This window comes from Allocatelliglobosispora scoriae, from assembly GCF_014204945.1.
Classification (GTDB): domain Bacteria; phylum Actinomycetota; class Actinomycetes; order Mycobacteriales; family Micromonosporaceae; genus Allocatelliglobosispora; species Allocatelliglobosispora scoriae.
Window position 1 is genome coordinate 533,001 of the sequence record NZ_JACHMN010000002.1, and the last position, 25,710, is coordinate 558,710.

Annotated in this window: 22 protein-coding genes; 19 read left to right on the top strand and 3 right to left on the bottom strand. The window is 70.5% G+C overall.

All coding sequences use genetic code 11. From position 1 onward, the window contains the following. Window positions 1-2 precede the first annotated feature (2 nt). Both F4553_RS08340 and F4553_RS08345 read right to left on the bottom strand, forming a co-directional pair. Window positions 3-1,049 (bottom strand): FecCD family ABC transporter permease, encoded by a 1,047-nt coding sequence (locus F4553_RS08340; RefSeq protein ID WP_184834165.1) that lies wholly within the window; start codon window positions 1,047-1,049, stop codon window positions 3-5. After that, the gene (locus F4553_RS08345) at window positions 1,046-2,032 is read right to left on the bottom strand and encodes a FecCD family ABC transporter permease (protein WP_221470054.1); all 987 of its coding nucleotides are present in this window, start codon (window positions 2,030-2,032) and stop codon (window positions 1,046-1,048) included. Before F4553_RS08345 ends, F4553_RS08340 begins: the two co-directional genes overlap by 4 nt. 115 nt (window positions 2,033-2,147) lie before the next feature. Between F4553_RS08345 and F4553_RS08350 the strand changes: the two genes are divergently transcribed. From F4553_RS08350 to F4553_RS08440, 19 genes are all read left to right on the top strand, one after another. Continuing rightward, window positions 2,148-3,803 carry an ABC transporter ATP-binding protein gene (locus F4553_RS08350; RefSeq protein WP_184834169.1) on the top strand — a complete coding sequence of 552 codons (1,656 nt, stop codon included), beginning with the start codon at window positions 2,148-2,150 and terminating at the stop codon, window positions 3,801-3,803. Next, window positions 3,800-5,503 (top strand): ABC transporter ATP-binding protein, encoded by a 1,704-nt coding sequence (locus F4553_RS08355; RefSeq protein WP_184834171.1) that lies wholly within the window; start codon window positions 3,800-3,802, stop codon window positions 5,501-5,503. Before F4553_RS08350 ends, F4553_RS08355 begins: the two co-directional genes overlap by 4 nt. Before the next feature lie 64 nt (window positions 5,504-5,567). Then, window positions 5,568-6,038 carry a nucleotidyltransferase domain-containing protein gene (locus F4553_RS08360; protein ID WP_221469817.1) on the top strand — a complete coding sequence of 157 codons (471 nt, stop codon included), beginning with the start codon at window positions 5,568-5,570 and terminating at the stop codon, window positions 6,036-6,038. A gap of 206 nt (window positions 6,039-6,244) precedes the next feature. Beyond that, window positions 6,245-6,901 (top strand): transaldolase family protein, encoded by a 657-nt coding sequence (locus F4553_RS08365; RefSeq protein WP_184834173.1) that lies wholly within the window; start codon window positions 6,245-6,247, stop codon window positions 6,899-6,901. Beyond that, complete coding sequence (locus F4553_RS08370) at window positions 6,898-8,052, top strand: DegT/DnrJ/EryC1/StrS family aminotransferase (RefSeq protein ID WP_184834175.1); 1,155 nt, start codon at window positions 6,898-6,900, stop codon at window positions 8,050-8,052. Before F4553_RS08365 ends, F4553_RS08370 begins: the two co-directional genes overlap by 4 nt. After that, window positions 8,049-8,741 carry an NTP transferase domain-containing protein gene (locus F4553_RS08375; protein WP_184834177.1) on the top strand — a complete coding sequence of 231 codons (693 nt, stop codon included), beginning with the start codon at window positions 8,049-8,051 and terminating at the stop codon, window positions 8,739-8,741. Before F4553_RS08370 ends, F4553_RS08375 begins: the two co-directional genes overlap by 4 nt. 8 nt (window positions 8,742-8,749) lie before the next feature. Beyond that, the gene (locus F4553_RS08380; protein WP_221469818.1) at window positions 8,750-9,760 is read left to right on the top strand and encodes a GHMP family kinase ATP-binding protein; all 1,011 of its coding nucleotides are present in this window, start codon (window positions 8,750-8,752) and stop codon (window positions 9,758-9,760) included. Beyond that, complete coding sequence (locus F4553_RS08385) at window positions 9,745-10,764, top strand: Gfo/Idh/MocA family protein (RefSeq protein ID WP_184834181.1); 1,020 nt, start codon at window positions 9,745-9,747, stop codon at window positions 10,762-10,764. The genes F4553_RS08380 and F4553_RS08385 overlap by 16 nt, the downstream gene beginning before the upstream one ends. After that, complete coding sequence (locus tag F4553_RS08390) at window positions 10,761-11,363, top strand: D-sedoheptulose-7-phosphate isomerase (protein ID WP_184834183.1); 603 nt, start codon at window positions 10,761-10,763, stop codon at window positions 11,361-11,363. The genes F4553_RS08385 and F4553_RS08390 overlap by 4 nt, the downstream gene beginning before the upstream one ends. Beyond that, window positions 11,360-12,316, top strand: coding sequence for an NAD-dependent epimerase/dehydratase family protein (locus tag F4553_RS08395; RefSeq protein ID WP_184834185.1), 957 nt, complete (start codon window positions 11,360-11,362; stop codon window positions 12,314-12,316). The genes F4553_RS08390 and F4553_RS08395 overlap by 4 nt, the downstream gene beginning before the upstream one ends. Then, on the top strand, window positions 12,309-13,610 hold the full coding sequence (locus tag F4553_RS08400; RefSeq protein WP_184834187.1) for a UDP binding domain-containing protein: 1,302 nt from the start codon (window positions 12,309-12,311) through the stop codon (window positions 13,608-13,610). Before F4553_RS08395 ends, F4553_RS08400 begins: the two co-directional genes overlap by 8 nt. Window positions 13,611-13,636: 26 nt before the next feature. Further along, the gene (locus tag F4553_RS08405) at window positions 13,637-14,158 is read left to right on the top strand and encodes a D-glycero-alpha-D-manno-heptose-1,7-bisphosphate 7-phosphatase (RefSeq protein ID WP_184834189.1); all 522 of its coding nucleotides are present in this window, start codon (window positions 13,637-13,639) and stop codon (window positions 14,156-14,158) included. A gap of 17 nt (window positions 14,159-14,175) precedes the next feature. Beyond that, entirely contained in the window at window positions 14,176-15,099 is a 924-nt protein-coding gene (locus F4553_RS41770) for a hypothetical protein (protein ID WP_184834191.1), read from the top strand. Continuing rightward, the gene (locus tag F4553_RS08415; protein ID WP_184834193.1) at window positions 15,092-16,402 is read left to right on the top strand and encodes a glycosyltransferase family 4 protein; all 1,311 of its coding nucleotides are present in this window, start codon (window positions 15,092-15,094) and stop codon (window positions 16,400-16,402) included. Before F4553_RS41770 ends, F4553_RS08415 begins: the two co-directional genes overlap by 8 nt. 4 nt (window positions 16,403-16,406) lie before the next feature. Further along, window positions 16,407-17,477: a Gfo/Idh/MocA family protein gene (locus tag F4553_RS08420; protein WP_184834195.1), complete on the top strand. Its 1,071-nt coding sequence runs from the start codon at window positions 16,407-16,409 to the stop codon at window positions 17,475-17,477. Next, window positions 17,474-18,415, top strand: coding sequence for an aldo/keto reductase (locus F4553_RS08425; protein ID WP_184834197.1), 942 nt, complete (start codon window positions 17,474-17,476; stop codon window positions 18,413-18,415). The genes F4553_RS08420 and F4553_RS08425 overlap by 4 nt, the downstream gene beginning before the upstream one ends. A 51-nt stretch (window positions 18,416-18,466) precedes the next feature. Next, window positions 18,467-19,399, top strand: coding sequence for an ABC transporter ATP-binding protein (locus F4553_RS08430; RefSeq protein WP_184834199.1), 933 nt, complete (start codon window positions 18,467-18,469; stop codon window positions 19,397-19,399). 11 nt (window positions 19,400-19,410) lie between these two features. Then, entirely contained in the window at window positions 19,411-20,157 is a 747-nt protein-coding gene (locus F4553_RS08435) for an ABC transporter permease (RefSeq protein ID WP_184834201.1), read from the top strand. A gap of 8 nt (window positions 20,158-20,165) precedes the next feature. After that, window positions 20,166-20,972: an ABC transporter permease gene (locus F4553_RS08440; RefSeq protein ID WP_184834203.1), complete on the top strand. Its 807-nt coding sequence runs from the start codon at window positions 20,166-20,168 to the stop codon at window positions 20,970-20,972. Window positions 20,973-22,988: 2,016 nt separating this feature from the next. On the opposite strand, the gene F4553_RS08445 is transcribed toward F4553_RS08440, so the two are convergent. Continuing rightward, on the bottom strand, window positions 22,989-25,634 hold the full coding sequence (locus tag F4553_RS08445; RefSeq protein ID WP_184834205.1) for a polymorphic toxin-type HINT domain-containing protein: 2,646 nt from the start codon (window positions 25,632-25,634) through the stop codon (window positions 22,989-22,991). Between the last annotated feature and the right edge of the window lie 76 nt (window positions 25,635-25,710).

The following is a 25,710-nucleotide window of genomic DNA, read 5'->3' on the forward strand; positions in this document are numbered from 1 at the left end:
ATTCATGATCGCTTCCGCCACTCGGCGGCGAGCAGCCAGATCAGGTAGAGCCCGCCGATCGCGCCGGTGGCGATGCCGACGGGGAACGGGGTCGGTGCGAAGGCCCGCTGGGCGGCGAAATCGCTCGCGACGAGTAGCAGCCCGCCCAGCACGGCGGCCGGGAGCAGGCCGGGCCCGGACGACCGGGTCAGCCGGGTCGCGATCTGCGGCGCGGCGAGCGCGACGAAGCCGATCGGCCCGGCCGCGGCGGTCGCGACGGCGGTGAGCGCGAGGCTGACCGCGATGACACCCACCCGGGTACGCTCCACGTCCACTCCCAGCCCGCGGGCGGTGTCGTCGCCCATCTCCAGCATCGCCAGGCGCCGGCCCAGCAGCAGCGCGCAGGGCAGCAGGACCGCCACCGCGATGCCGACCGCGCGGACGTGGTCCCAGTCCCGGCCGTTGAGGCTGCCGATGAGCCAGCGCTGGGCGTTCTCGGCCTCGCGGAAGGTGGTCCTGGTGAGCAGGTAGGAGTTGACGGCCTGCAGGGCGGCGCTGATGCCGACGCCGACGAGGACGAAGCGGTAGCCCTGTACGCCGCGGCGGTAGGCCAGGGCGTAGAGCAGTGCGGCGGTGGCGGCGGCGCCGATGAGGGAGCCGATCGACGTCTGGGTCGCCGAGCCGCCGACGACGAGGATGACGACCATCGCACCGGTGGCGGAGCCGCTGGTCAGGCCGATCAGGTCGGGGCTGGCGAGCGGGTTGCCGGCGAGCCGCTGGAACATCGCCCCGCTGGTCCCGAGCGCGGCGCCGATGAGCAGGCCGGTCAGGAGGCGGGGCAGGCGCAGTTCGAGGACGATGAAGTCGGTCCCGGGGCGGCCCCGGCCGAGCAGGCTGTCGACCACGTCTGCGAGCGGGACGGGGAAGTCGCCGGTGGTGAGCGTCGCCGCGGCGAGGGTGATCGTCGCTGCGATGAGGACGATCAGCACGGCGAGGGAGCGCGGGTCGACGCGCATCGAGACGCGCTCGTGCGGGGAGCGCAGCACCCGGCCGCGCAGGACCGTCGTCATAGCTGGGCCAGCCGACGGCGGCGGGCGAGCAGGATGAAGATCGGGGCCCCGATCGCGACCACGACGATGCCGACCTCCAGCTCGGCGGGGCGGGCGACGACCCGGCCGGCGATGTCGGCGCCGAGCAGCAGGATCGGGGCGAGCACCATCGAGTAGGGCAGCACCCAGCGCTGGTCGGGGCCGACGAGCATGCGTACGCCGTGCGGCACGATCAGGCCGATGAAGGTGATCGGTCCGGCTCCCGCCGTGGCGGCACCGCAGAGCAGCGTCACGGCGAGCGCCCCGAGCGCCCGGGTCCGGCCGATGTGGACACCGAGCGCCCGGCCCGCCTCGTCGCCGAGGGCCATCGCGTTGAGCGGTTGGGCCAGCGACAGCGCTACGAGGACGCCGACGACGACGAAGGGCGCGAGCTGGACCACGACCTCCATCGGCCGCCCGTTGAGCGAGCCGACCACCCAGAACCGGTAGGCGTTGAAGGCCGCCGGATGCAGCAGCGTGATCGCGTAGACGAGCGATCCGAGCGCCGCCCCGATCGCCGTCCCGGCCAGCACCAGCCGTTCCGGACTCGCCCGGCCCCGCCCCGCCGTACCGAGGAGGTAGACGAGCACCGACACCGCGGCGGCACCGGCGAGGGCGAACCACACGTATCCGGCGGCCGTGACGACGCCGAGGTAGGCGATGGCGACGACGATCGCCGCCGAGGCGCCGAGCTCGACGCCGAGGAGCCCCGGATCGGCGAGCGGGTTGCGGGTGAGCCCCTGCATCAGCGCCCCGGCGAGCCCCAGCGCGACGCCGGCTTCGAGGCCGAGCAGCGTACGCGGGACCCGCAGCTCGCGGATGATCGTCGAGTCGATCGACGAGTCGGGGTGCCACAGGACCCGCCAGACCGAGGTGAAGCCGAGCTCGCGGGCGCCGACCCAGATGCTGAGCAGCGCGATCAGGACCAGCAGGCCGAGCCCGACGAGCAGCCCCAGCGCACGCAGCGTCCGGCCGCGGCCGAGCCGGAGCGGCGCGGACAGGCCGACGCTTGAGCCCACCACGCCTCCCCTACGTCGATTCGACTAGGTAAGGCTAACCTAATGTAGGCTCGGCGCAACCATGGACCGACCCCCCGATCCGGAGGTGCACGACGTGCGCACCGTGCTGCGTGACGCGATCACCGGCCAGCGCCGCCACGTGGCGCTCTCCACCCTCTTCGTCACCGGCCACCAGGCCGGCGAGGCGATGGTGCCGTTCATCATCGGCGTCGTCATCGACCGGGCGGTCGCGGGCAGCGCCGCCGACCTCGTCACCTGGCTCGCCGTGCTGGCCGTCGTCTACATCGGACTGAGCTTCAGCTACCGCTTCGGCGAGCGCAGCAGCGAGCGGGCCGCCACCCAGGCCGCGCACGGCGTGCGGATCCGAATCACCGAGCGGGTCCTCGACCATCGGGGCGGTGCCGAGGCCGGACGGCTGCCGGGTGCCCTGGTCAGCATCGCGACCTCCGACGCCTCCCGGGTCGGGGTGGTCAACATCGCGCTGCCCTACTCGATCGCCGCCGTCGCCGCCGTGCTCATCGCGGGCGGGCTGCTGCTGTCGATCTCGCTGCCGCTGGGGCTGCTCGTGCTGCTGGGGACGCCGCCGATGCTGGTACTGGCCCATCTGCTGTCCAAACCACTGGAGCGGCGCAGCGAGACCGAGCAGGATCGGGCGGCACACGCCTCCGGGATCGCGGCGGACCTGCTCACCGGCGTACGGGTGCTCAAGGGGCTGGGCGCCGCGGGGGCTGCGGTGGGGCGCTATCGGCGTACCAGTCGGGAGGCCCTGGGTGCGACGGTGCGCGCGGCGCGGGCGGAGGCCGCCTACGACGGCATGGCGCTGGCCTTGAACGGGATCTTCCTCGCCGTGATCGTGCTGGTCGGCGGGCGGCTCGCGGCCGACGGGCAGATCACCGTCGGGCAGCTCATCTCGGCGGCGGGGCTGGCGCAGTTCCTGATCGGGCCGCTGAGCACCTTCGGCTGGGTCTTCGCCGACATGGCCCAGGCCCGCGCCTCGGCCGCCCGGATCACCGAGGTCCTCACCGCCGCACCGGCCGTGACCGGCGGCGAGACCACGCTGCCCGACCCTGTGCGCGGGCAGGTCACGCTGCACGGGCGCACCGTCGCGCCGGGCGAGCTGATCGGGATCGTCGCCGACCCGGCCGAGGCGTCGGCACTCGTCGCGCGGCTCGGCCGCGAGGCCGAACCGGACGGGCTGCTCGCGCTCGACGGCGTCTCGCTCGCCGACGTCGCGCCAGGCGATCTGCGGGGCGCGCTCCTGGTCGCGACCCACGACGCCGACCTGTTCGAGGAGTCGGTCCGAGCCAACATCTCCGCCGACGCCGACCTCGGTGTGGTGCTCGGCGCGACGACCGCCGACGAGGTGGTGCGGAGCCTGCCGGACGGGCTCGACACCGTGCTCGACGAGCGTGGCAGATCCCTCTCCGGCGGCCAGCGGCAGCGCGTCGCGCTCGCCCGCGCGCTCGCCGCCGACCCGCCCGTGCTCGTGCTGCACGACCCGACCACCGCCGTCGACGCGGTCACCGAGGCACGCATCGCCGACGGCATCCGTCGGCTGCGGCAGGGCCGCACCACGATCCTGATCACGACGAGCCCCGCGCTGCTCGCGGTCACCGACCGGGTGATCGTCCTCCGCGACGGCGCGGTCGCCGCCGACCGGCGGCACGCCGACCTCATCGGCGACGACGAGCTCTACCGATCGGCGGTCCTCGCATGAGGCAGACCCTCCCCGTCGCGAGCGGGCGGCGCACCGCCGCCGTGCTGCGCGAGCTGCTGCGGCCCCGGCGAGGCCTCGCGGTCGGCGCGTTCGCGCTGCTCATCGCCGGGACGACCGCCGGGCTGCTCGCTCCCCCGCTGATCGGCCACATCGTGGACGTGGTCGTCGACCGGCGCGGCGCCGACGCGATCACGGTGCCGTTCCTACTGCTCATCGCGGTGGCCCTCGCCGAGGCGGCGCTCGCCGCCGGTGGCGTGGCGCAGCTCGCGAAGCTCGGCGAAAGCACCCTGGCGGACCTGCGCGAACGCTTCGTCTCCCGAGCGCTGCGGCTGCCGCTGGAGCAGCTCGAACGGGCCGGCACCGGCGACGTCACCTCGCGGGTCACCAACGACGTCACCGTCATCGCCGAGGCCGCCCGCAGCGCCGTGCCCAATCTGGCCCGCGCGCTGCTCACGATCGGCCTCACCATGCTCGGCATGGCCGCGCTGGACTGGCGGTTCCTCCTCGCGGCGCTCGTCGCCGTCCCGGTGCAGCTGCACACCGTGCGGTGGTATTCACGCCGGGCCGTGCCGCTCTACGCCGCGCAGCGGATCGCCGTCGCCGAGCAGCAGCACGACATGCTCGGCACCGTCGGCGGCGCCGCCACCGTGCGGGCCTTCCGGCTCACCGGCGACCACCTGCACCGGGTCGAGCGGCGCTCGCTGCGCGCGGTCGACCTGCTCATGCAGGGCATCCGGCTGCAGACCCGGTTCTACAGCCGTCTGCACGTGGGCGAATACCTCGGGCTCGCGGCGGTCCTGGTCACCGGTTTCCTGCTGGTCCGCGCGGATCAGATCAGCGTGGGTACGGCCACCGCCGCCGCCCTGTTCTTCCTGAGCCTGTTCGGCCCGATCAACACCGCACTGGCCCTCATCGACGACGCCCAGGCCGCCGGTGCGGGCCTCACCCGCCTCGTCGGCGTCGCCGACCTGCCCGAGATCCCGGCCCCCCGGACCGCATCCGCCCCTGCCGACGCGTCGATCACCGCCACGGACCTCTGGTACGAATACGTCCCCGGCCGCACCGTCCTGCGCGGGGTCGGCGTCGAGGTCCGGCCCGGCGAGCGGGTGGCTCTCGTCGGCGCCAGCGGTGCCGGGAAGACGACGCTGGCGAAGCTGATCGCCGGGGTGCACCGGCCGACCAGCGGCACGGTCACCCTCGGCGGCGGATCGGCCGTGCTCATCACCCAGGAGGTGCACGTGTTCGCCGGGACGCTCGGCGACGACCTGCGGCTGGCCCGGCCGGACGCGACCGACGCCGAGCTGCTCGCGGCACTGGAGACGGTGTCATGGGAGGAGCTGCCCGACGGGCTCGACACCGAGGTCGGCGAGGGCGGCCACAGTCTCACGGTCGCGCAGGCGCAGCAGCTGGCGTTCGCCCGGCTGGTGCTCGCCGATCCGCGGATCGTGGTGCTCGACGAGGCGACGGCGGAGGCCGGGAGCGCCGGGGCGCGGGTGCTGGAGCGGGTCGCCGAGGCGGCGCTGGCGGGGCGGACGGCACTGATCGTCGCGCACCGGCTCACCCAGGCCGCGGCGGCCGACCGGATCGTGGTTCTGGAGGACGGGCAGGTCGTCGAGGTCGGCACCCACGCCGAGCTGATCCGCGGCGAGGGCCGCTACGCCGCCCTCTGGTCGGCCTGGTCCACCCAGCGCACCCCGTAACTGCGCACGGCAACACGCCGTCGCAGATTTGCATTGCGCCGTTCAGTTCTGATGGGCTTCGGACGTGGACATCAGCGACGTCATGGCGGTCATCGCAGCCCTCGACGCCGAGGGCGTGCGGCACTGGGTCGCCGGCGGCTGGGGCGTGGACGCCCTGGTGGGACGGCAGACCAGGCCGCATCGCGACCTCGACCTCGCCGTCGACGCCGCCGATGAGGCCACGGCGCTGCGAGCGCTGGCCCGGCTGGGGTATTCGATCGAGACCGACCAGCGCCCCGCGCGGGTCGAGGTGGCCGCCGCGGGTGCCCGGTGGGTCGATCTCCACCCGGTGCGTTTCAACGCCATAGGCTGGGGCCGACAGGCCGATCTATCAGGCGGAAGCTTCACCTATCCACCGGCCGCCTTCGATGCCGGAGTCCTCGCCGACCGCGCCGTCGGCTGCCTCTCGGCGAGCCAGCAGCTCTGCTTCCGGACCGGGTACGAATTGCGCGACGTCGATCGTCACGATATCACGCTGCTCACAGCCTTGCTCTGATCGAGCGACAGACTGCATATAGCCGTCCGGTTATTGCAGCCTTCTCCTTAAATATTGCGTGATTCGATCAACCCTGCAAAAGTGTTACCGGTTACGGCCGAGAGAGGCGCATGTGAACGTTTAACGCGTTCAATGCGTCGACTTTGCCCTGCTCGGCGCCGCCCGTGCGCCTGCTGGGCGATTCGAAGAGACCTGGGGGAGGTCCGATGGTGTTCCTGGATTCCGCATCGAGCAGCGATTGCGCTCGATGGGTCGGCACCGGTATCGCACGCGGTGTGACCACCAACGCCACCATTCTTCGCCGAGCGGGAGAGCTCGCGGTCGGCGTCGCCGTCAAGAACATCCTGGCCCACGAGCCGGATGAGCTCCACGTCCAAGTCATCTCCGAGGATGACGGCCAAGCCTTCGACCAGGCGGTCCAGCTCGCCGAGCTGGACTCGCGGATCCGCGTGAAGATCCCGTTCGTCACGTCGCAGGGGCGCTACCGGGCCGCCCTGATCCGGCGGGCGATCGCCGTCGGCATCCCCGTCAACGTCACCGCCTGCACCTCGCTGCCGCAGGCGTTCACCGCGCTGTCGCTGGGGCCGGCCTTCGTCAGCATCCTGTGGTGCCGGACCCGCGATGCCGGCGAGGACCCGGCACAGGCGGTGGCGGACATCGCCCGGCGGCGGGACCGCTTCAGCGGCGACACGCGCCTGGTCATCGGCAGCATCCGCGAGTGCGACGACGTCACGCTGGCGCTGCGGTCCCCCGCGGACATCGTCACCGTGCCGCCGCAGATCCTGGAGACCTGGATGCAGGCCCCCGGCAGCGTGGCGATGGCGAGCCAGTTCGCGCTCGACGCCGCGGAGCTGACGCTGTGAGCCGGCAGGTGCCGTTCGCCGCCCCGCTGATCGGCGCGGCGGAGATCGAGGCGGTCACGGCCGTGCTGCGCAGCGGCTGGATCGGCACCGGAGCGGTCACCGCGGACACCGAGCAGCGGTTCGCCGACTACCTCGGCGCACCGCACGTGCTGCTGCTCAACTCCGGCACGGCCGCGCTGCACCTGGCGCTGCTCGCGCTGGGAATCGGCCCCGGCGACGAGGTCATCGTGCCGACGGTCACCTTCACCGCCACGGCGGCGACCGTGCTGCACGCCGGAGCCGTACCGGTCCTGGTCGACGTGGAGCCGGACACCCTCCGCATCGATGTCGAGGCCGTCCGCCGCGCGCTCACCCCGCGGACCCGCGCGGTCGTCGCCGTCCACTTCGCCGGGCGGATGGCCGACGTGCGGGCGCTGCGGAGCCTCTGCGACGCGCACGGCCTGCGCCTGATCGAGGACTCGGCACACGCGCTGCCGGCGGAGCGGGACGGCACCGTGCCCGGCGGCATCGCCGACGCCGCCGCCTTCTCGTTCTTCGTCACCAAGCCGCTCACCAGCGCCGAGGGCGGCCTGCTGACGATGGCGGACGGGGACGCCGCCGCCCGCGCCCGCGTCCTGAGCGCCCACGGCATCGACCGCGACGCCTTCGCCCGGCACTCCTTCGGCCGGTCGCCGCATTACGACGTGGTCGCGCCCGGACTGAAGTACAACATGCCCGACACCGCCTCCGCGCTGCTGCGCTGCCAGCTCGACCAGGCCGACGCGATGCGGGCCCGCCGCCGCGACATCGCCACGGCGTACCTCGCCGCGCTGGCGGACCTGCCGGGACTGCGGCTCCCGCCGGTCGACACGCCGACCGACACGTCGTCCTGGTACCTGTTCGTGGTGCAGCTCGGCGACGGCCTGGACCGCGACGCCGTCGCCGCCGAGCTGCACCGGCACGGGGTGGGGACGAGCGTGCACTTCCGCCCGCTGCACCAGTTCAGCTACTACCGCACCGAGGTCGCGTCGGCCGCCGGGGAGTTCCCCGTCGCCGACGACGCCTTCACCCGGGTGCTCTCGCTGCCCATCTTCCCCGGAATGTCCGATGAGGACATCGAGCACGTCGCGACCGCCGTCCGGGCGGTCCTCGAGCAGGCGGTCGGTCGATGACCCAGCTCGTGATCCCGTGCGGGGGCTACGGGACACGGATGTCCTCGGTCACCTCCACCCGGCAGAAGTGCCTGGTGGAGGTCGCGGGGCGGCCCTTTCTCGCGCACGTGCTCGACGTGGCCGTGCAGCCGCCCGTCGACCGGGTGCTGCTGCTGGCGGCGTACCGGGCCGACGAGGTCGACGACTTCGCCACGGCGTGGGCGGCGGCGCATCCGGGCATCCGCGTCGACGTGCTCGCCGAGGAGGTCGCCGCCGGGCCGGTGGCGGCGCTGCGGTCGGCCGCCGAGCAGCTCGACGAGGAGTTCCTGCTCGTCCTCGGGGACGTGCGTCCGCCCATCGGGCAGGACCTGTGGGCGGATCTCGCCGGTGTCGCCGACACCACGGGCGCCGCCGCGGTGATGATGACCGCGCCGGTCTCGGCCGGGCGCGACCCGGGCAACGTGATCCCGGACGGCCCCTGGGTCACCCGATACGACAAGGCGTCGGGCGGCCCGCTCGTGGACCGGGGCGTGCGGTTCCTGCGCCGGCGGGCCCTCGACGAGCAGGCGGGCGACGGCGACCAGCAGTTCTTCGGCGGCCTCTCCGCGCGGCGCATGCTCGCCCACCACCGAGTGGACCAGCAGATCATCGAGGTGGGTACGCCGGACCGCTGGCAACACGCCGTGCTGAACCTGGACGGTGGCGAGTGAACGCGCTGATGTCCACCGCACCGATGCGCATCAGCATCGCGGGCGGCGGCACCGACCTGCCGGAGTACTACCGGCACGGCCCCACCTCCGTGCTCGCCCTCACCGTCGACCGCTTCGTCCACGTCGCGCTCGCCGACGAACCCGACGCCGCGCTGGGCGCCCTGCCCGATCCACCCGGCGGTCTCGCCCACGTCGTGGCGCCCGCGGCGGCCGGGGAGCACGCCTATGTGACCGCGGCGGGCGAACTCCTCGGCGTCGGCGGCGGATGGCACCTCGCCATCGGCTCCCAGGTGCGGCCCGGTTCGGGCCTCGGCGGCTCCGGCGCGTTCAGCGTGGCACTGCTCGACATCCTGGCCCGTGCCGACGGCCGGGAGCTGTCCCCAGCCGACCTCGCGGTCCTCGCGTTCCGGCTGGAGCGGGAGGTCCTCGGCCGCCCGGTCGGCCAGCAGGACGGTTGGGCGGCCGCGATCGGCGGCGCCGTGCGGATCGACCTGGCACCGGACGGCAGTGCCACGGCCTGTGCCAACCCGGCGCTCTACGAGGTGATGGCGCAGCTGCTCGGTCGCGGCCTGCTGCTGTTCCGGACCGCCGACCAGCGCGACGCGGGCCGGGTCCTCGCACACGCCCCGGCGGTGGACCCACAGCGGTACGCACAGGCCCTCGCCGCGGCGGCCGAGACCGAGGCCGCCTTCCTCTCCGGGGACGTCGCCGTCATCGGCGCAGCGCTGCGGGCCCACTGGGCGGCGAAGATCGCCGCGAACCCGCACACCGACCACCCGGTCTGCCGGGCCATCACGCAGCGGTCGGCGGAGGTCGGCATCCACGGCTTCAAACTCGTCGGCGCCGGCGGTGCCGGGCATCTGCTCATCGCGGCCGACCCGGACCGGCGGGACGAGTCGGTCCGCTTCCTGACCGGGCTCGGCCTGGTCCACGTACCCGTGCGGTCCTGGCCGCACGGCCTGCTGCGCCACGACGGCACGGCACCCGAACTGGAGGAGGCGGTATGCGCATCGGCATAGTCGGCGCGGGGCTGCAGGCACGTCGCCGCCTGTCGGCGTTCGGCCCGGCGGACACCCTGGTCGCCGTCGCGGCGCCGAATCCGGCGGTGGTCGAGGCGCTCGCCGCACCGCACGGCGCTCGGCCGCTGGAGGACTGGCGGGACCTCGTCGCCCGGCCCGACCTCGACGCGGTGCTGGTCACGACACCGCCGGACCTCCACGAGGAGATCGCCGTCGCCGCGCTGACCGCCGGAAAGCACGTCCTGTGCGAGAAGCCGCTCGCCTCGTCGGCCGCCTCGGCCGCCCGGATGGAGGCCGCCGCCGCCGCGCACGGCCGGGTCCTGCACTGCGGCTTCAACCACCGCTTCCACCCGGCGATCCGGGAGCTGGGCTCCATCGTCCACGAGGGACGGTACGGCCGCCCGCTGTCGGCCGTCGGGGTCTACGGCTACGGCTACCGCGCCGGGTACGCCGACGAGTGGCGCGCCGATCCCGCGGTCGTCTCCGGCGGGCAGCTCATGGAGCAGGGCATCCACCTCGTCGACCTGATCGACTCGCTGCTCTTCCCGATCGCCGACGTCGTCGCGCACACCCAGGAGACGTTCGGCATGGCGGCCGGGCTGGAGGACGACGCGCACGTCATGCTCCGCTCGGCGACCGGGCAGCTCGCCTTCGTCCGCAGCAGCCTCAGCCTGTGGCGCAACCGGTTCACGTTCGACGTGACCCTGGAGCGCGCCACCGTCCGCGTGGACGGTCTCGGCGCCTCCTACGGCGAGCAGACGCTCATCGTCGACGAGCGGGGCACCGGACCGTTCACCTCCTCCGTCATCTCGTTCCGGGGCGGCGACCAGTCGTGGGGTGCCGAGTGGCGCTACTTCCACGACCTGGTCGCCGCGAACCCGGCCGGTCCACCCGACCCGGCCGGACGGCAGGCCCTCGCCGTCGTGGAGGCCGCCTACGAGTCGACCCGCACCGGGCGCTGGACCCCGGTCCCACCCCCGTCCCCCCTCCAGGAGAACCGATGAACACCACCGGGATCACCGCCCTGCGCGACAGCGCGGCGGCCGTCGTCCGAGACCTCGACATGGACGCCATCAGCGCCGCCGCCGAGGTACTGGCCGAGGTCCGGCTCTCGCAGGGCATCGTCCTCACGGCCGGCAACGGCGGATCCAGCTCGACCGCCTCGCACTTCGCCGCCGACCTCGTGAAATACACGCGATCGCCGCAGCAGCCGCACTTTCGTGCCCTGTCGCTGACCGACAACATCGCCTGCCACACCGCGTGGACCAACGACGCCGACCCGGCGCTCGCCATGGCCTACCTCGCCGAGCCCTGGCTGCCCACGGGCGCCAAGGACGCGGCGGTGCTCTTCTCCGTGCACGGCGGTGCCCGCGACGGCTCGGTCTCGACGAACCTCGTGGAGCTCGCCCGCTTCGTCCACAAGACGGGCGGCAAGGTCATCGCCGTCACCGGCTTCGACGGCGGGGCGATCGGGGACATCAGCGACGTCCACATCAACGTCCCGCTGGACCGTGAACCGGTCGCCACCCCCGGGGTCGAGTCGGTCCACCTGCTCGTCGCCCACGCCCTCTGCCTGCTCCTGTCCGGAAAGGAACCCTCATGAGCACCACAGCCACCCTCGTCACCGGCGGGGCCGGGTTCATCGGCAGCCACGTCGTGGACCACCTGGTTCGCGACGGCGTACCCGTCGTCGTGATCGACAACCTCTCCAACACCACCCGCCGGCTGATCCAGCCCCACCTGGACAGCGGTGCGGCGGTCCTGCACGAGCTCGACGTGCTCGACACCGACGCCGTCGCCGAGATCATGGCGGGCGGCGTCGGGCGGGTCATCCACCTCGCCGCCAGCGTGGACATGCGGGTCGCCCTGGAGAACAACTGGATCGACATCGAACAGTCGATCCTGGCGACGCGCTCGGTCCTGGAGGCGATGCGGCACAGCGGCGTCGGCCACATCACCTTCTCGTCCTCGTCGACCGTCTACGGCGAGCCGAGCATCCGGCCCACCGCCGAGCACCACGGCCCGATGCTGCCCATCTCCGTCTACGGCGCCGCCAAGCTCGGTGCCGAAGGTCTGATCTCGGCCTACAACCACCTCTACGGCATCGAGGGCGCCATCTTCCGCTTCGGCAACGTCGTCGGCGGCCGGATGAACCACGGCGTGATCTTCGACTTCCTGCGCAAGCTGGAGCGCGACCCGAAGCGGCTCGAGGTCCTCGGCGACGGGCTGCAGCGCAAGAACTACTTCCTCGCCGAGGACTGCGCGCGCGGCATCATCGAGCTCGCCCACCACGCGAACGGCGGAGTGCTCGTCGCCAACCTCGGCACGACCGACACGGTCACCGTGACCCGGATCGCCGAGATCGTGCTGGCCGAGCTCGGCCTGGACGCCGAGATCGCCTTCGGCACGGGGGTACGCGGCTGGCCCGGCGACGTGCCGGTGGTCGAGTTCGACCTCAGCCGTGCCCACGAGCTCGGCTGGACCGCGTCCAAGCAGTCCGAGGAGGCCATCCGGGAGGCCGTGCGCCGCCTGATCCAGGAGGAGTCCCATGGCTGAGGTCCTCGTCGTGGGAGACTGGCACCTCGCCTCGGTGACCGCCGCCGGGCTGCTGCGCCTCGGCTACACCGTGAGCAGTCGGCCCGACGACCCCGACGTTGCGGACGAGGTCGCCGCTGCCGAGCTCGCCGGCGGCTCCCGGGCGGCCGGGGAACCGGAGATCACCGAGCTGCTCACGGCCGCCCGGGACCGGGGCGACCTGCGCCTGCTCTCCGGTGCCGAGGAGGCAGACCTGGCGGCGGGCCGGGCGGAGCTGACGGTGATCGCCTACGACTCGCGTACCGCCGCCGACGGCACGGCGATCGACGAGCGGCCCGTCCGCAGTGCCACCGCGGCGCTGCGGGCCGCCGGGCGTACCGGGCCGGTGATCGTGATGAGCCAGATCCGCGCCGGGACCGGTGACGCGGTGCTCCGCGCCGCCGGGCTGCCGCCGGACAGTCCGGACCTGGTGCACATCCCGGAGAACCTGCGACTGGGCCGGTCCCTGCAGGACTTCCTCCAGCCGCACCGGCTCGTCGTGGGCTGCAACGCCGAACCGCCGGAAGCGGTCCGGCGGCTGGTGGACCGACTCGACTCGCCGAACCCGCTGCGGATGAGCCTGGTCGAGGCCGAGCTGGTCAAGCACGGCACCAACGCCTACCTCGCCGCCTGCATCACCCTCGCCAACGATCTCGGCACCATCGCCGGGCACCTGGGCGCGGATCCCGCGACGGTGCTGAACGGGGTCCGGGCCGACGCACGGGTCGCGCCGAGCGCCCCGATGCGGCCGGGCGAGCCCTATTCCGGAGCCACGCTGCAGCGCGATGTCCGGGCGCTGTGGGAGCACGGCGAGCCGATCGGCCGCGACGGGCTCTTCCGCGCGATCTCACAGTCCAACGCGGTGCACTCGCTGGGGCCGCTCGCGGTCCTGGACCGGCGGCTCGACGGGCTCGCCGGGCGCCGGGTGTGCCTGCTGGGGCTGACCTACAAGCCCGGCGTCTCGACCCTGCGCGACTCGCCGGGGCTGCGGCTGGCCAGGGAGCTGACGGCGCACGGCGTCGAGGTCGACGCGTTCGACCCCGTCGCCGACACGACCGACCTGCCGGGCATCCGCCGTCACGCCAGCCTCGCGGCGGCGGCCGACGACACCGACTGCGTCGTGCTCATCGTCGAGCACGAGGCGTTCACCACGCCGTCGGTCTTCGCCGACCTGCGGCCGCGCAACCGGATGCTGCTGCGGTTGACGGGCGGTGAGCCGCACAGCCGCGTACCCACTCCGGCGGGGTGGCTCTCGATCGACCCATGGCGGGGCTGAAGCGGCATGGCCGAGCCGGGTGGTGCGTGTTCTTCGACCGCGACGGGACCCTCAACGCGCACGTCCCGCGCGACGGCCGGCGCAGCTCGCCGCGCGGCACCGGCGAGTGGCGGCCGCTGCCCGGCGGCGCGGAGGCGATCGCGTCGCTGCGCGAGGCGGGTGCCCACATCGCCGTGGTCACCAACCAGCCGGACCTCGCGCGCGGGCTGCTCAGCTGGGACGTCCTCGACGACCTGCACGGGCAGCTGGCCGGGGTCGACGCCGCATACACCTGTCCGCACACCGCTGCGCAGCGCTGCCGCTGCCGCAAGCCCTCCAGCTACTGGCTGCGGCGAGCCGCCCGGGAGCTCTCCGTCTCGCTGGCTGACAGCTACCTGGTCGGGGACCGCCCGACCGACGCCCAAGCCGGACTCAACGCCGGCCTGACCGCCGTGCTGCTCGTCCACAGTGCCCGGACGAGCGGGATACCCGGCCTGCTCTACGCACCTGACCTCACCTCCGCGGCCGCCGCCATCCTGCGGCACCGCTCACACCCTCAGCACCACTGACGAAAGGCAGAACCATCATGAAGCTCGGCACCATCCTCGCGACCTCCGGCGAGATCGGCGACATGTTCGGCGGCGACATCCGGGCCGAGGCCCTCGACCGCGGCTGGATCTCGGACTTCGCCGAGGGGCAGTACGTCTACCGCGCGCCCTGGGTCCGCCTGCTGCGCCGCCTCCAGGGCTCCATCCTGGACCAGGCCTACCGCAACGGCTTCCAGGAGTGGCTGTTCCCCCGGCTCATCCCGCAGAAGGCGCTGGAGGACTTCCGCCTCACCCAGTACGCTCCCGAGCTGCTCATGCCCGCGGGCGTCAACGGCAACCAGGTGCTGGACCCCGTCCAGTGCATCAGCCTCTACCAGCTGCTGCGCGGCACGAAGCTGCCCCTCGACGAGCTGCCGCTGCGGATCGTCGAGACCCTCGGCGGCTGGACCTGGCGCAACGAGCACGCCGAAGAGCTCGACGGACCGGTCAAGGCCCGGGAGTTCCTGCGGGTCGAGCACGTCTTCCTCGGCACCCGGGAGCAGGTGCGGGCCTCCCGCGCACTGGTCCGGGAGGGCCTCACCGGCCTGCTGACGAGCTGGGACCTCAGCTGGCAGGTCGTGGCGGCCGAGGGCTGCATGGAGATCCCGTCCCTGGTCGAGGCGCAGGACGCGGCGCTGTCGCCGGACGAGGTGCCGGTCCAGGACATCGAGGTGCCGCTGAGCAGCACCCGTTACGACCGCAACCGGCCCGGCTGGGCGGACTCCTTCGACGAGCGGTTCGACCTGCGGGAGATCTCCGGCTGCTCGGCCGAGGGCACCCACCTGACCGAGCGTTTCGAGATCACCACCGAGGACGGCATCGACCTGTGGAGCGGCTGCTGCGGCATCGGCCTCAACCGGCTGGTCGTGGCGTACCTCTACCGGCACGGCTTCGAAGCTGCGGAGAAGATGCTCGATGCCTGACCACCGTCTCGCCGTCCTGCTGCTGACCAATGAGGGTTTCCGGCAGGTCGACGGCGGCGTGGCCCGGTACGTGCACAACATCCTCGACGCCCGCGACCAGGCGCAGTCATCGGCCCGGGAGCGGGGCGTCGAGGTGCAGTGGCACGTCGCCGAGCGCGCCCAGTGCACCGGGCTGCTGGACGAGGAGCTCTTCGCCCAGGCCCTGGACCGGTACGTCCACGGCGGCGGCGTGCGCTACCACCCGATGGCCGACCCCCGGGCGCACAACTGGGAGGTCGACCACTTCGAGCACTGCATCGCGCTCAGCGCCGCCGCCGGTCAGGTCATGCTCTCCGTCTCCGGCACGGCCGACTCGGTCCTGGTCGTGTCGGGGATGAGCATGTTCGCCATGGCGGCCCGGTTCGTGGTGCGCGCCGCCGACCAGTTCGGCATCGCGGCCAGCTACGTCCACATGACGCACAACCCGGTGCTGCGCCCCGACGGGGACGCGGAACTGCCCGAGACCTACGCCGACTCGGTGATGGGGCACCTCGCCCGCCACGATCGGCGGGTCAGCGTGGGCTGGGAGTCGCACTGGATGCGCCGGCAGTACCAGCTCGTCTACGGCATCGCCGACGACAAGATGCTCTACGCCCGCGCCGGGGTGCCCACGGACGCCGCGAAGTTCGACCGGATCCCGCCGGATCCGGAGCTGCTGCGGTCCCTGGGCGTCCCGACCGACCGCGACCTCGTGATCAGCTGGGGTCGCGGCGTACCGGAGAAGGGGTTTGATCTGCTCATCGATGCGAGCCGGGCCGCGGAGGACCGGTTGGTGCCGGTGATCCTCAACCCCCGCCCCTACCCCGCTCTCGCCGAGCACGTGCGGCGGACCGGGTCGCCGGCCGTGCTCCTGGACGGGCAGGACGACCGGGTGCTCTCGGCGCTGTGCCAGTGGCCGCGCACGCTCGCCGCGGCGTTCCTCTCCGACCGGGAGGCGGCCTCGGTCACCCCGGTCGAGGCCGCCCTGATGAGCGGCGGTCAGGGGCTGGTCGTGGCCGCGGTCCCGACCGGGGTCTATCCGGAACTGATCGAGGACGGACGGACCGGCCTCATCGCCGCAGACCGGAGCACCGCCGCGGTCGCGGCGGTGCTCCGCTCGATCGCCGGACTCAGTCCGGCCGAGCGGGAGTCCATGAGCACCGCGGCCCACGAGCGGGCCCGGCGCGAGCACGATTTCCGGACCAACTGGCTGCGCTCCTTCGACGAGATGCTCGACCGGCACCTCGCCGTCATCGGCGGCGTGCCCCAGCAGAAAGAGGAATGACGACATGACCCATCGCAAGCGTTGCGTTCTCGTCGGCGCCGGGCCCCGCGGCGCGATGCTCGCGCGGGCCCTCACCGACCATCCCGACCTGGTGCTGGCCGGCGTGTGCGATCCATCGCCGGCCAGCGTCGCGGCCTTCACGGCCGAGTTCCCCGGCGTCCCGGTCTTCGCCGACATCGCCGGGCTGCTCAGCGGCACGGCCGCCGACCTGGCGATCGTCGCCACGCCGCCCCGGCGGCACGCCGAGGACTCCATCGCCCTGATCGAGCGCGGCGTCCCCACCATCGTCGAGTGCCCGATGGTCGAGACGTTCGACGAGGCCGAGGCGGTGCACGCGGCGGCGGTCCGCAGCGGGGTGCCCGTCGCCATGGCGGAGTCGTTCTGCTTCCTGCCCGCCGTCCAGAGCATCCGGAAGGTCGTGCAAGAGCGGCGGGCCGAGGGCACCGCGGGGCTGGTGCTCGGCGGCGAGGGCCACTACCTGGAGATGGACAGCGGGATGATCCCCGGCGGGTGGCGCGACGACTACCGCATGGCCCGCTACATCACGCACGGCCTGGGTCCGCTGCTCTACGCCACCGGCCAGCGCGCGCACCGCGTGATCGGCCTGGACCCGCTGGGCCGGCGCTCCCGGGCACAGGGCTCGCTGCTGCCGATCGCGCTGGTGGAGACCGACGGCGGCGCGGTCTTCTACGTCGCCAACAGCGGCCTGGCACCGCGACCGCTGACCCGCTGGACCGTCACCGCCGAGAACTGGTGCGCCGAGAGCGACCCGGCCGGCGCCTTCGACGGTCCACTGCGGATATTCCACGGTGGACCCGGCCCCGCCGGGGGCGACTGGGAGCAGCGCGAGGTCTCCCTCAAGGCCGTCTATGACGACCTGTGGGGCCTCGGCTTCGAACCGGAGCGGCTGATGCTGCGCCGGTTCGCCGCCGAGCTCGACGGCGCCGAGCCCGCCCTCGGCCTGGGCCTGTCGCTCAACATCTCCCTCGCCGGGGTGGCCGCGGCCGCCTCCGGCGAGCGCGACGGCGCCGCCGTGGTGCTGCCCTCCTTCGAGCCGACGGGAGCAGCGGCATGACCGCCGAGCCGTTCCCCGAGCTGGGGCCGCTGGGGTTGGGCACGTGGCTGTTCGGCTGGGAGACCCCGGTCGAGGAGGCCCACCGGCTGATGCGGCGCGCCCTCGACGAGGGAATCACCTACTTCGACACCGCCAACAACTACGGCTCCGGCGCGTCGGAGGAGATCGTCGGCGCCTACCTGCGGCCGATGCGGGACCGGATCCTGATCGGCACCAAGGTCTACGCGCCGTTCGGACCCGATCCCGCCGACCGGGGGCTGTCCGCCCAGGCCGTACGCCGGGCCGTGGCGGGCTGCCTGGAGCGGCTCGGCACCGATTACCTGGACGTGCTGCACCTGCACCGTCCCGACCCGACCGTGCCGGCCGAGGAGACGGCCGGGGCGCTCGCCGACCTCGTCCGAGCGGGCACCGTCCGCCACATCGCCACCAGCACCTTCCACGGCCACCAGATCGACGCGCTGCAGCAGGCGCTGCGGGCCGAGGGCATCGCGCCCGCCGGAGTCGACCAGGCGCCCTACTCGCTGCTGGAACGGCAGGTGGAGTCGGCCGCCGGTGACGCGCTGCGCGAGTGGCGGATGGGCATCACCGCCTGGAGCCCGCTCGGGGAGGGGCTGCTCACCGGCAAATACGCCGACGCCGCCGCCGAAGGCCGGATCCGCCGGTGGAACGCCGCCGGGGAGGAGCGCTACCAGCGGGGATTCGAGGCGGCCGAGCGGTTCGGCAAGCTCGCCTCGGCCAACGGGTGGACGCTGCCGCAGCTCGCCCTGGGCTGGCTGGCCCGCCGGCCGCTGGTCGGCTCCATCCTGATCGGCGCCCGCACGCTCGAACAGTTCGACACCTACCTCGACGGCGTCGCCACCCCTGTGGACGGTGTCGACGAGGCGGTCGACGAGATCGTCGGGCCGGGGCAGAGCCTGCTCCACCACTACCGAACCTGATCCGACTGTCTGTCACGCACCGCACCGCAACACACCGGAAGGAACCATCCCATGTCACAGGAACGGCCGTTGGTCAGCGCCAGTGGTCTGGTCAAACGCTACGGTGACTTCACCGCCGTGGACGGCATCGACTTCGAGGTCCACCCTGGCGAGGTCTTCGGACTGCTCGGCCCCAACGGGGCGGGCAAGTCGTCCACCATGCGCATGATCAGCTGCGTCTCCAAGCCCAGCGCGGGCGAGCTGCGGATGTTCGGCATGGACGCCGCCACCGACGGCCCGCGGATCCGCTCGCGGATCGGCGTCTGCCCGCAGCAGGACACATTGGACCCGGAGCTGAGCCTGGAGCAGAACCTGACGGTCTTCGCGCGGTATTTCGGCATCCCCAAGGCCGTGGCCCGCACCCGCGCGGCCGAGCTCCTCGGCTTCGTCCAGCTGCAGGACCGCGCGGCCGCCAAGGTCGACTCGCTCTCGGGCGGGATGAAGCGGCGGCTCAGCATCGCCCGCGCGATGATCAACGATCCCGGGCTGCTGCTGCTCGACGAGCCGACCACAGGACTGGACCCCCAGGCCCGCCACCTCCTCTGGGAACGCCTCGACCAGCTGCGGCGCAGGGGCGTGACACTGGTCCTGACCACGCACTACATGGACGAGGCCGAGCAGCTCTGCGACCGGCTGGTCATCGTGGACCACGGCCGGATCGTCGCGGCCGGGACACCGGGCGCGCTCATCGCCGGGCACTGCACCAAGGAGGTCCTCGAACTGCGGTTCGCAGGCGACACCAGCGGCGTCGCGGCATCGCTCACCGGCATCGGGGTACGCACCGAGACGCTGCCCGACCGGGTGCTCGTCTACGCCGACGACGGCGACGCGGCGGCGACAGCCGTGCACACGCGGGGCATCGGTGCCCGCAGCGCCCTGGTCCGCCGGGCCGGGCTCGAGGACGTCTTCCTGCACCTGACCGGACGATCGCTGGGGGACGAATGAGCATGACTCCGATGACGGCGGTCACCGCGCACCTGCTGACCTATTACCGCCAGACGTGGCGCGACTCCGCCTTCAATTCGTTCATCCTGCCGCTGTGCCTGCTCATCGGCATCGGCTGGTCCGTGGGCCGCCACGTCGACCAGAGCCTCGGCGTCCCCTACCTGAGCTACGTCGCCCCCGGCCTGCTCGCCGCCGCCGTGACCCAGGTCGCCGCCGCCGAATCGGCGTGGTCGGTCTACGGCGGCTTCGAGTGGAGCAGGATCTACCACGCGATGCGGGTCACCCCGGCCCGGATCAGCGACATCCTGATGGGCCACCTCGGGTACGTGGTACTGCGCTCGGTGATCGCCGGTGCCGGGTTCCTCGCCGTGGTGGCGGCTTTCGGCGTACCGCGCTCGTGGTGGGCGCTGGCGGTGCTGCCGCTCGCCGTCCTGATCGCCCTGGCGGTGGCGGCCCCGGTCTTCGCCGTCAGCGCCTCGATCCGGCACCCGGGGATGTTCGACGTGCTCTTCCGGCTCGGGATCATCCCGATGTCGCTGCTCAGCGGCGTCTACTTCCCGCTCGCCACGCTGCCCGTCCCGGTCCGGGCGGCGGTGCTGCTGCTGCCGCTGAGCCACGCCACGGAGCTCGTCCGGATGTGCGTCCTGGGCGACGTGCGCGCAGGCGCAGCGGCCGTCCACATCCTCTGCCTGCTCGCCTGGGCCGGTTTCGGATTCCTCCTCGCCCGCGCCGCCTTCACCCGGCGCCTCTCAGATTAGGACACGGCATGACCCAACCCATCGCGTACGCCGCCGGCCCCTGGGCCAGCGTGCGACGGGCGCTCGCCGTCTCCGCCCGCAACGTCGCAGCGGCGAGCCACCCCTCCTACCTCTGGGTCCTCCTGTCGGGGCTCTTCGAACCGGCCTTCTACCTCTTCTCCATCGGCCTCGGCGTCGGGTCGCTGGTCGGGTCGATCACCGTGGACGGCGAAGCGGTCTCCTACGTCAGGTTCGTGGCGCCGGCGATGCTCGCCGCCTCGGTCATGAACGGGGCGATGTCGGAGGCGACCTTCAACTTCTTCACCAAGCTGCGGATGATGCGGCTGCACGACGCGACCGCGTGCACCCCGGTCAGCTCCACCGAGATGGTACTGGGCGAGGTGCTGTGGTCCGTGGCGCGAGGCGCGGTCCACTCGATCCCGTTCCTCGTCCTCATGCAGCTGATGGGCCTGATCGACGCGGCGCAGATCCCCGGGCTCTTCGTGGTGACCCTGCTGACCGGGTTCGCCTTCGGCGCGCTCGGCGCGGCGATCTCCACCTTCCTGCGCGGCACCCACGACTTCGACCGGGTCAACCTCTTCACCTTCGTGATGTTCGTCTTCTCCGGCACGTTCGCCCCGGTCTCGGAGTACCCGCTCTTCCTCGGCCCGCTCGCGCAGGCGACACCGCTGTGGCAGGCGGTCGCCCTAACCCGGGACCTGTCCACCGGGACGTTCGGGTGGGATTCGGCGCTGCACTGCGGCTATCTGGTGGTGCTGGCCGTGCTGGCGATGGCGGTGGCGAGCCGTCGGATGGAGCGGACGCTGCGCGGCTGACGACCGGGACGCACGGCGGGACGAGATCGGGTCAGCCGTGGCGGCCGTGATACGGATGGAGCGAGGTACGCCGCACCTACGGCGATCCGCCTGCATAGTGCGAACAGGCCCGAACGGGTGGTGTTGCGTGGCGTGCGGCAATGCGGTCGATCGCCGACAGCCTACATGGCGCTATTTTTGATGATCTACAAATTTAAACGTATCCGCGACCCGAAAACTGACCAACCAGCCCCGGTGCTCGACAAGACGCTTCGGACATGATCCACATCGGCGGCATCCTTCACGAGGACTGAAACTTGAGAATGGGGGCTCCGACTCGGATTCAGATAAGGCTGTCCGACTATCGCCGATCGCGAACCCAACCACCATTCGTTCAAGTCATCCGACGCATCAGCATCGAATATGACATCGGCGAATTTGCTGAGGATATCGCCCGGCCGCCCCTCAAGGACGGCCGCATACTGCCAATTCTGAACAGCTCCCCAGGCGGCCGCGTTCTCCAAGAGTGAAGTCACGTTCCCCCGACCACGAGCAACCCACCTGGCCGTCGATCGACGACACAATGGCACATTGAGCAGTGGTGTGCGCCCCACATCGAAATATCCACGCGCCGTCTCTCGTTCGCCAGATCGGATCCGACCCGGCAACACCCAACCTCAGCTTGCCGACAAGGGGTCCGCCTAGAAAATCTACGCTCAGTCCAGAATATACGCTTTCGAATTCTTGCAGCGCCGACACCACGTTCGGCTCCTTATACGATCCGGACGATCTATCCGTGGCCGCAGCACCAATACTTTCATATCGAATACCGACGTATTTACTGGCTCGGGCGGACAAGCCAAGAGCGGAAATTGTTTGATTGGTCGTCACGCGAGCCCACGCGATAAAATCGAATAGCCTTCACGTATTTCACGGGGTGCCAGGATTTGCGACTGCATACCAAGCCTGGCCCGCTATCCCTCGTTCGACAACCAGAACTCCTTTACCAACCAAATCATGAAGCGCTGACTCCACCGTCACCAGCGTATTCCCCCGAGCACGTATCGACTCCGCGAACCAAAGAATTCTATGAGCGTCGAAACCAGCGTTTGGCCATCAGCTGCAATATCTATATCAATTACAGCACCGTCTTTGCCTTTGATGTAGCAGCCCGAGTCATGAACGGAATAGTGTACACCGCTTGGCAACTGCCACTTGCGGCCAGCTCTTCGCTGAATTACAGCTCGATGCAATGAAGCGAGATCTGCACCCCCGTCAGATCGGCCATACTGGCGCCAACCTCTGAAGCGAGCTGCTGCATGCGCGAAATGAATTGAAGCAAAAGCTCTCGCGGGTCCAACTCTAACTCACCATAATTCCCGTTCACGATCTTGGTGTGAACGCATTAGAATTGGCGACCTAAGATATCGATATGGCGAAAGATCAAGAAATTCCACATTCGTCTCCCGGCCCAATTCCCTGGGCTTCGACCGCAGGGCCGCTACCGAAGGATCGAGATTCGATCCCGATTGGAGGATCACCTGCGCAACTTTGTCATCAATCACTATATTGACATATTAGTCAAGCCCGTGCCGACAGATATGATGCAATCCAATGAATAACACCACTATCCAGAGTCGCCGACACATCGCAAGAGCTGCGGCGTAACGGACATGGAGCCATTACAACATGTCAGCAAGCGTCGAACGATGCCTGTTCAGCGCTTAAGCTAGTCTCCCACGAACCAAAGATAAAGATGCGATCCATTCTCCACCTCCAAACACAGCCTTTCGATCTCTGCTACTGCGTCATTTCCGAGGACTTCACCGATCGAGCGACTAGCAATCTCCCTTCGAAGTCTTACAGTCTGGCGCGAGTTGAACATCGTGTCCGCATACGGCAACATACTACCCAGAAATGGAAACTCCCCATCGTCTATATACTGGAGGGAGGTCATCCAGTCCAGTCCACGTCGTCCGCGCGACACGACTTCACCAGCCTCGTTACGCACTTGAATATTAATCACCAAGCCAACTCTCAGTTCGGATGAACACTCTCAACCTCACCATTTCGCACCCACACTTCAATGGAGAAGAGGTCATTCCCATCCTTATCGTATCCGATAGGATGGCGGCTTTTGATCTGCAACACATGCTGATGGGCATTACCGGTGCCAATGTTCATTCTTTCCATGGGCTTACTCATTGCCAACCTGGCCCAGTTGCGAATGTGGCTTGGCTTAACCCAGTCCTCGAATTTCGACTTTTCTGTCCATTTCCCGGCGTCTGGATGACCCGCGTCGTGGCGGGGAAGGATGTGGTCATTCATTACTTCATCGGAAACGTTCCCCTCCCCGCAGTTGTGTACGAGGACCTGCGCGTCGCCTGCGACCACGTAGTACGTGTGGAAGTTGTCCACGGTGAGGTCGCGCATCTCGCGGTTCCCCGTGAAGTTGCGGACGGCGACCACCTGCCGGGTCTTCCCGTCCGGCGCCACCAGCTTGTGCCCCGGCTTCAGGTCGGCGGCGTTGACCCATGCCTGATCCGTCGCATCCCAGAACGGGTGGTGTTGCGTGGTGTGCAGCAATGCGGTCGAGGCGCCGACATGGTTCTCATCGCCAGCCTGCTGTGCATCAGCAACGGAGACGGAGACGTCGGTGAGGTCCGTGTCCTGGTTGTTGTGCACCGCAGTGACCGCTTGCCCGGTGGTCAAGCCGGACTCGGGATCAGTCGCGCTGACCTCGTCGCCGATCTCGACCTCGCTGATGGGCTTACTGGACCCGTCGGCCATGAGTACTTCGGTGTCCGGCGCAAAACTGTGCTTGCTGCACGCCGCCTTGGCCCGTCCACCGGTAAACGCACCGCCCAAGGCACCGAAGGCGACACTGAGCGGATCGATATGACCGGTGGCGAGGTAATCCCCGATGGCGCTCGACAATCCGCCCACCAGCGCGCCGCCCAGGGCGCGAGTGATCAGGTTGGTGGTGAGCCGGGCGAGGACCGGACGAGCGATGAGACCGGCGACCGCTCCGCCGACCCCTCCCGTGACTGCGCTGAGGAGTCCGGATGCACCGCCCAGCGCAGCCGCGTTGAGGACGTCGCTCCAGGAGTCGAGCCGGTGGTTCATCCACTCCGAGGCCACGCTGGTGGCTGCACCTGCTGCCACGGCGCAAGCGACCGCGCCGAGGCCTGCCGTGGCGACACCCAGCGCGACGCAGCCGATCGCGGTGGCGACGGTGGCGAGCGTGGTCAGCGTGCCTGAGTTCCGGCACTTCCAGTCTTTCTCACACGCCAGCGCCTCACCCTTTTCGGCAAGCGCGGTCTTGGTGTTCTGGGCTCCGTTGATGGCTGCGTCGATGACCAGCGCCGTGATGACCGCTCGGGCGAGCGGGTCGTTGCTCTGGCCGTACCCGCCGAAGGCCTCGGCCAGTTGGTCGATTTGCTGGGCGATCTCGCTGGCGTCATTGGGGTCCACCTTGATGGCGGGTCCCCCGTTGAACGACGTGTTGCCGTCGGCATAGGTGCGGTAGTAGGTACAGTTCTTGAGGTAGTTCTCCTTGCTGTCGGCCTGGCGCGGGCAGGGTTCCTGGTATTTGGTGCAGCCGACCATCTTGGTCATGCCGGGTCGTTGGCACGCGGGCAGCAGGTTGTTGAGACGGATCTCGTCTTCTCGGTCCTTCTTGTCCTTATTATCCTGGATGCGCTGCTGCATCTGGAAATAGCAGACGCCTATTTCTTTGCAACCACCGGCACCATCATCGTGCGCGTCGCGCTGGTGTCCGCTGGGGTCCGTGCCGGTCAGCGGGTTGTCGTTGGCGTAGGCGTACCGGTTGGCGTTGGCGCTGTTGGGGACTGGGCTGTTCGCGACGGTGTCGCGGGAGTCGAACTGCCCGGTTTTCGGGTCGTACCAGCGGGCGTGCATGTTGACGCGCTTGGTGCTCGGATCCGTCCACTCCGACTGGTAGCCGAGGTTGCCGATGACAGAACCGACGATCGGGTCGGGTATGCCATAGGGGTCGTAGGAACGCGATCCGGCTACGGCGGTGCCGGTGGCCTCGTACTGGGCGACGACATCGGTGTGCAGGTCCGTCCAGGTGTACTGGGCGGTCGCGCCGGAACGAGCGCCGACGAGAGCCCCGGCCGGGTCGCGGATGTACTGGGCGGTGGTGTCGGCGGCGAGGTCGTTGCCGAGACCGGAGTAGCGGTGACCGGTGATGACGGCACGGCCCAGGGCGTCATAGGAGTAGGTCTGGGTGCCGCCGTTGTACTCCTGCGTGATGGCCTGGCCGTATGCGTCGGACTGGGTGTCCAGGATCTGAGCACCGTCATCACGGGTGGCCAGTGTCCCGCGAGGCGTGTAGCCGTAGTCGGCGAACAGATCATGGTCGAGGCGGTTGCGCTGGTCGTACCAGAACTCGTTGCCGCCGGCCTTGGTCCTGTTGCCTGCCTTGTCATACTCGTACGCGGTCGGCGTACCGCTGTTGCGCTGCCAGGTCTTGAGGCGATTCGCAGCGTCGTAGGTGTAGGTGTTGTCGACCGTGCCGGCCTGGCCGAGGTTGACCGCCTGCTTCGAGGTCAGGTTGCCGTTGTTGTCGAACCCATAGTCGATCTTCGCGAGCGACGTTCCGTTGGCGGCCTTGAGCTCATCGGTGTCGATACGGTGGAAAACCGATCCTCCGGCCACAGTGGAGCAGCCTGTGCCACCGCGAGCAGCGGGATCCGACCCACCGCCAGGATGAGTTGGCATCGACGCTGAACCA

Bases quoted from the DNA above. Each gene is read 5' to 3' on its own strand.
- F4553_RS08420 (WP_184834195.1), top strand. From the start codon at position 16,407: ATGACCCATCGCAAGCGTTGCGTTCTCGTCGGCGCCGGGCCCCGCGGC.
- F4553_RS08430 (WP_184834199.1), top strand. From the start codon at position 18,467: ATGTCACAGGAACGGCCGTTGGTCAGCGCCAGTGGTCTGGTCAAACGC.
- F4553_RS08380 (WP_221469818.1), top strand. From the start codon at position 8,750: ATGTCCACCGCACCGATGCGCATCAGCATCGCGGGCGGCGGCACCGAC.
- F4553_RS08400 (WP_184834187.1), top strand. From the start codon at position 12,309: ATGGCTGAGGTCCTCGTCGTGGGAGACTGGCACCTCGCCTCGGTGACC.
- F4553_RS08415 (WP_184834193.1), top strand. From the start codon at position 15,092: ATGCCTGACCACCGTCTCGCCGTCCTGCTGCTGACCAATGAGGGTTTC.
- F4553_RS08390 (WP_184834183.1), top strand. From the start codon at position 10,761: ATGAACACCACCGGGATCACCGCCCTGCGCGACAGCGCGGCGGCCGTC.
- F4553_RS08435 (WP_184834201.1), top strand. From the start codon at position 19,411: ATGACGGCGGTCACCGCGCACCTGCTGACCTATTACCGCCAGACGTGG.
- F4553_RS08395 (WP_184834185.1), top strand. From the start codon at position 11,360: ATGAGCACCACAGCCACCCTCGTCACCGGCGGGGCCGGGTTCATCGGC.
- F4553_RS08375 (WP_184834177.1), top strand. From the start codon at position 8,049: ATGACCCAGCTCGTGATCCCGTGCGGGGGCTACGGGACACGGATGTCC.
- F4553_RS08425 (WP_184834197.1), top strand. From the start codon at position 17,474: ATGACCGCCGAGCCGTTCCCCGAGCTGGGGCCGCTGGGGTTGGGCACG.
- F4553_RS08365 (WP_184834173.1), top strand. From the start codon at position 6,245: ATGGTGTTCCTGGATTCCGCATCGAGCAGCGATTGCGCTCGATGGGTC.
- F4553_RS41770 (WP_184834191.1), top strand. From the start codon at position 14,176: ATGAAGCTCGGCACCATCCTCGCGACCTCCGGCGAGATCGGCGACATG.
- F4553_RS08385 (WP_184834181.1), top strand. From the start codon at position 9,745: ATGCGCATCGGCATAGTCGGCGCGGGGCTGCAGGCACGTCGCCGCCTG.
- F4553_RS08340 (WP_184834165.1), bottom strand. From the start codon at position 1,049: ATGACGACGGTCCTGCGCGGCCGGGTGCTGCGCTCCCCGCACGAGCGC.
- F4553_RS08350 (WP_184834169.1), top strand. From the start codon at position 2,148: ATGGACCGACCCCCCGATCCGGAGGTGCACGACGTGCGCACCGTGCTG.
- F4553_RS08355 (WP_184834171.1), top strand. From the start codon at position 3,800: ATGAGGCAGACCCTCCCCGTCGCGAGCGGGCGGCGCACCGCCGCCGTG.
- F4553_RS08440 (WP_184834203.1), top strand. From the start codon at position 20,166: ATGACCCAACCCATCGCGTACGCCGCCGGCCCCTGGGCCAGCGTGCGA.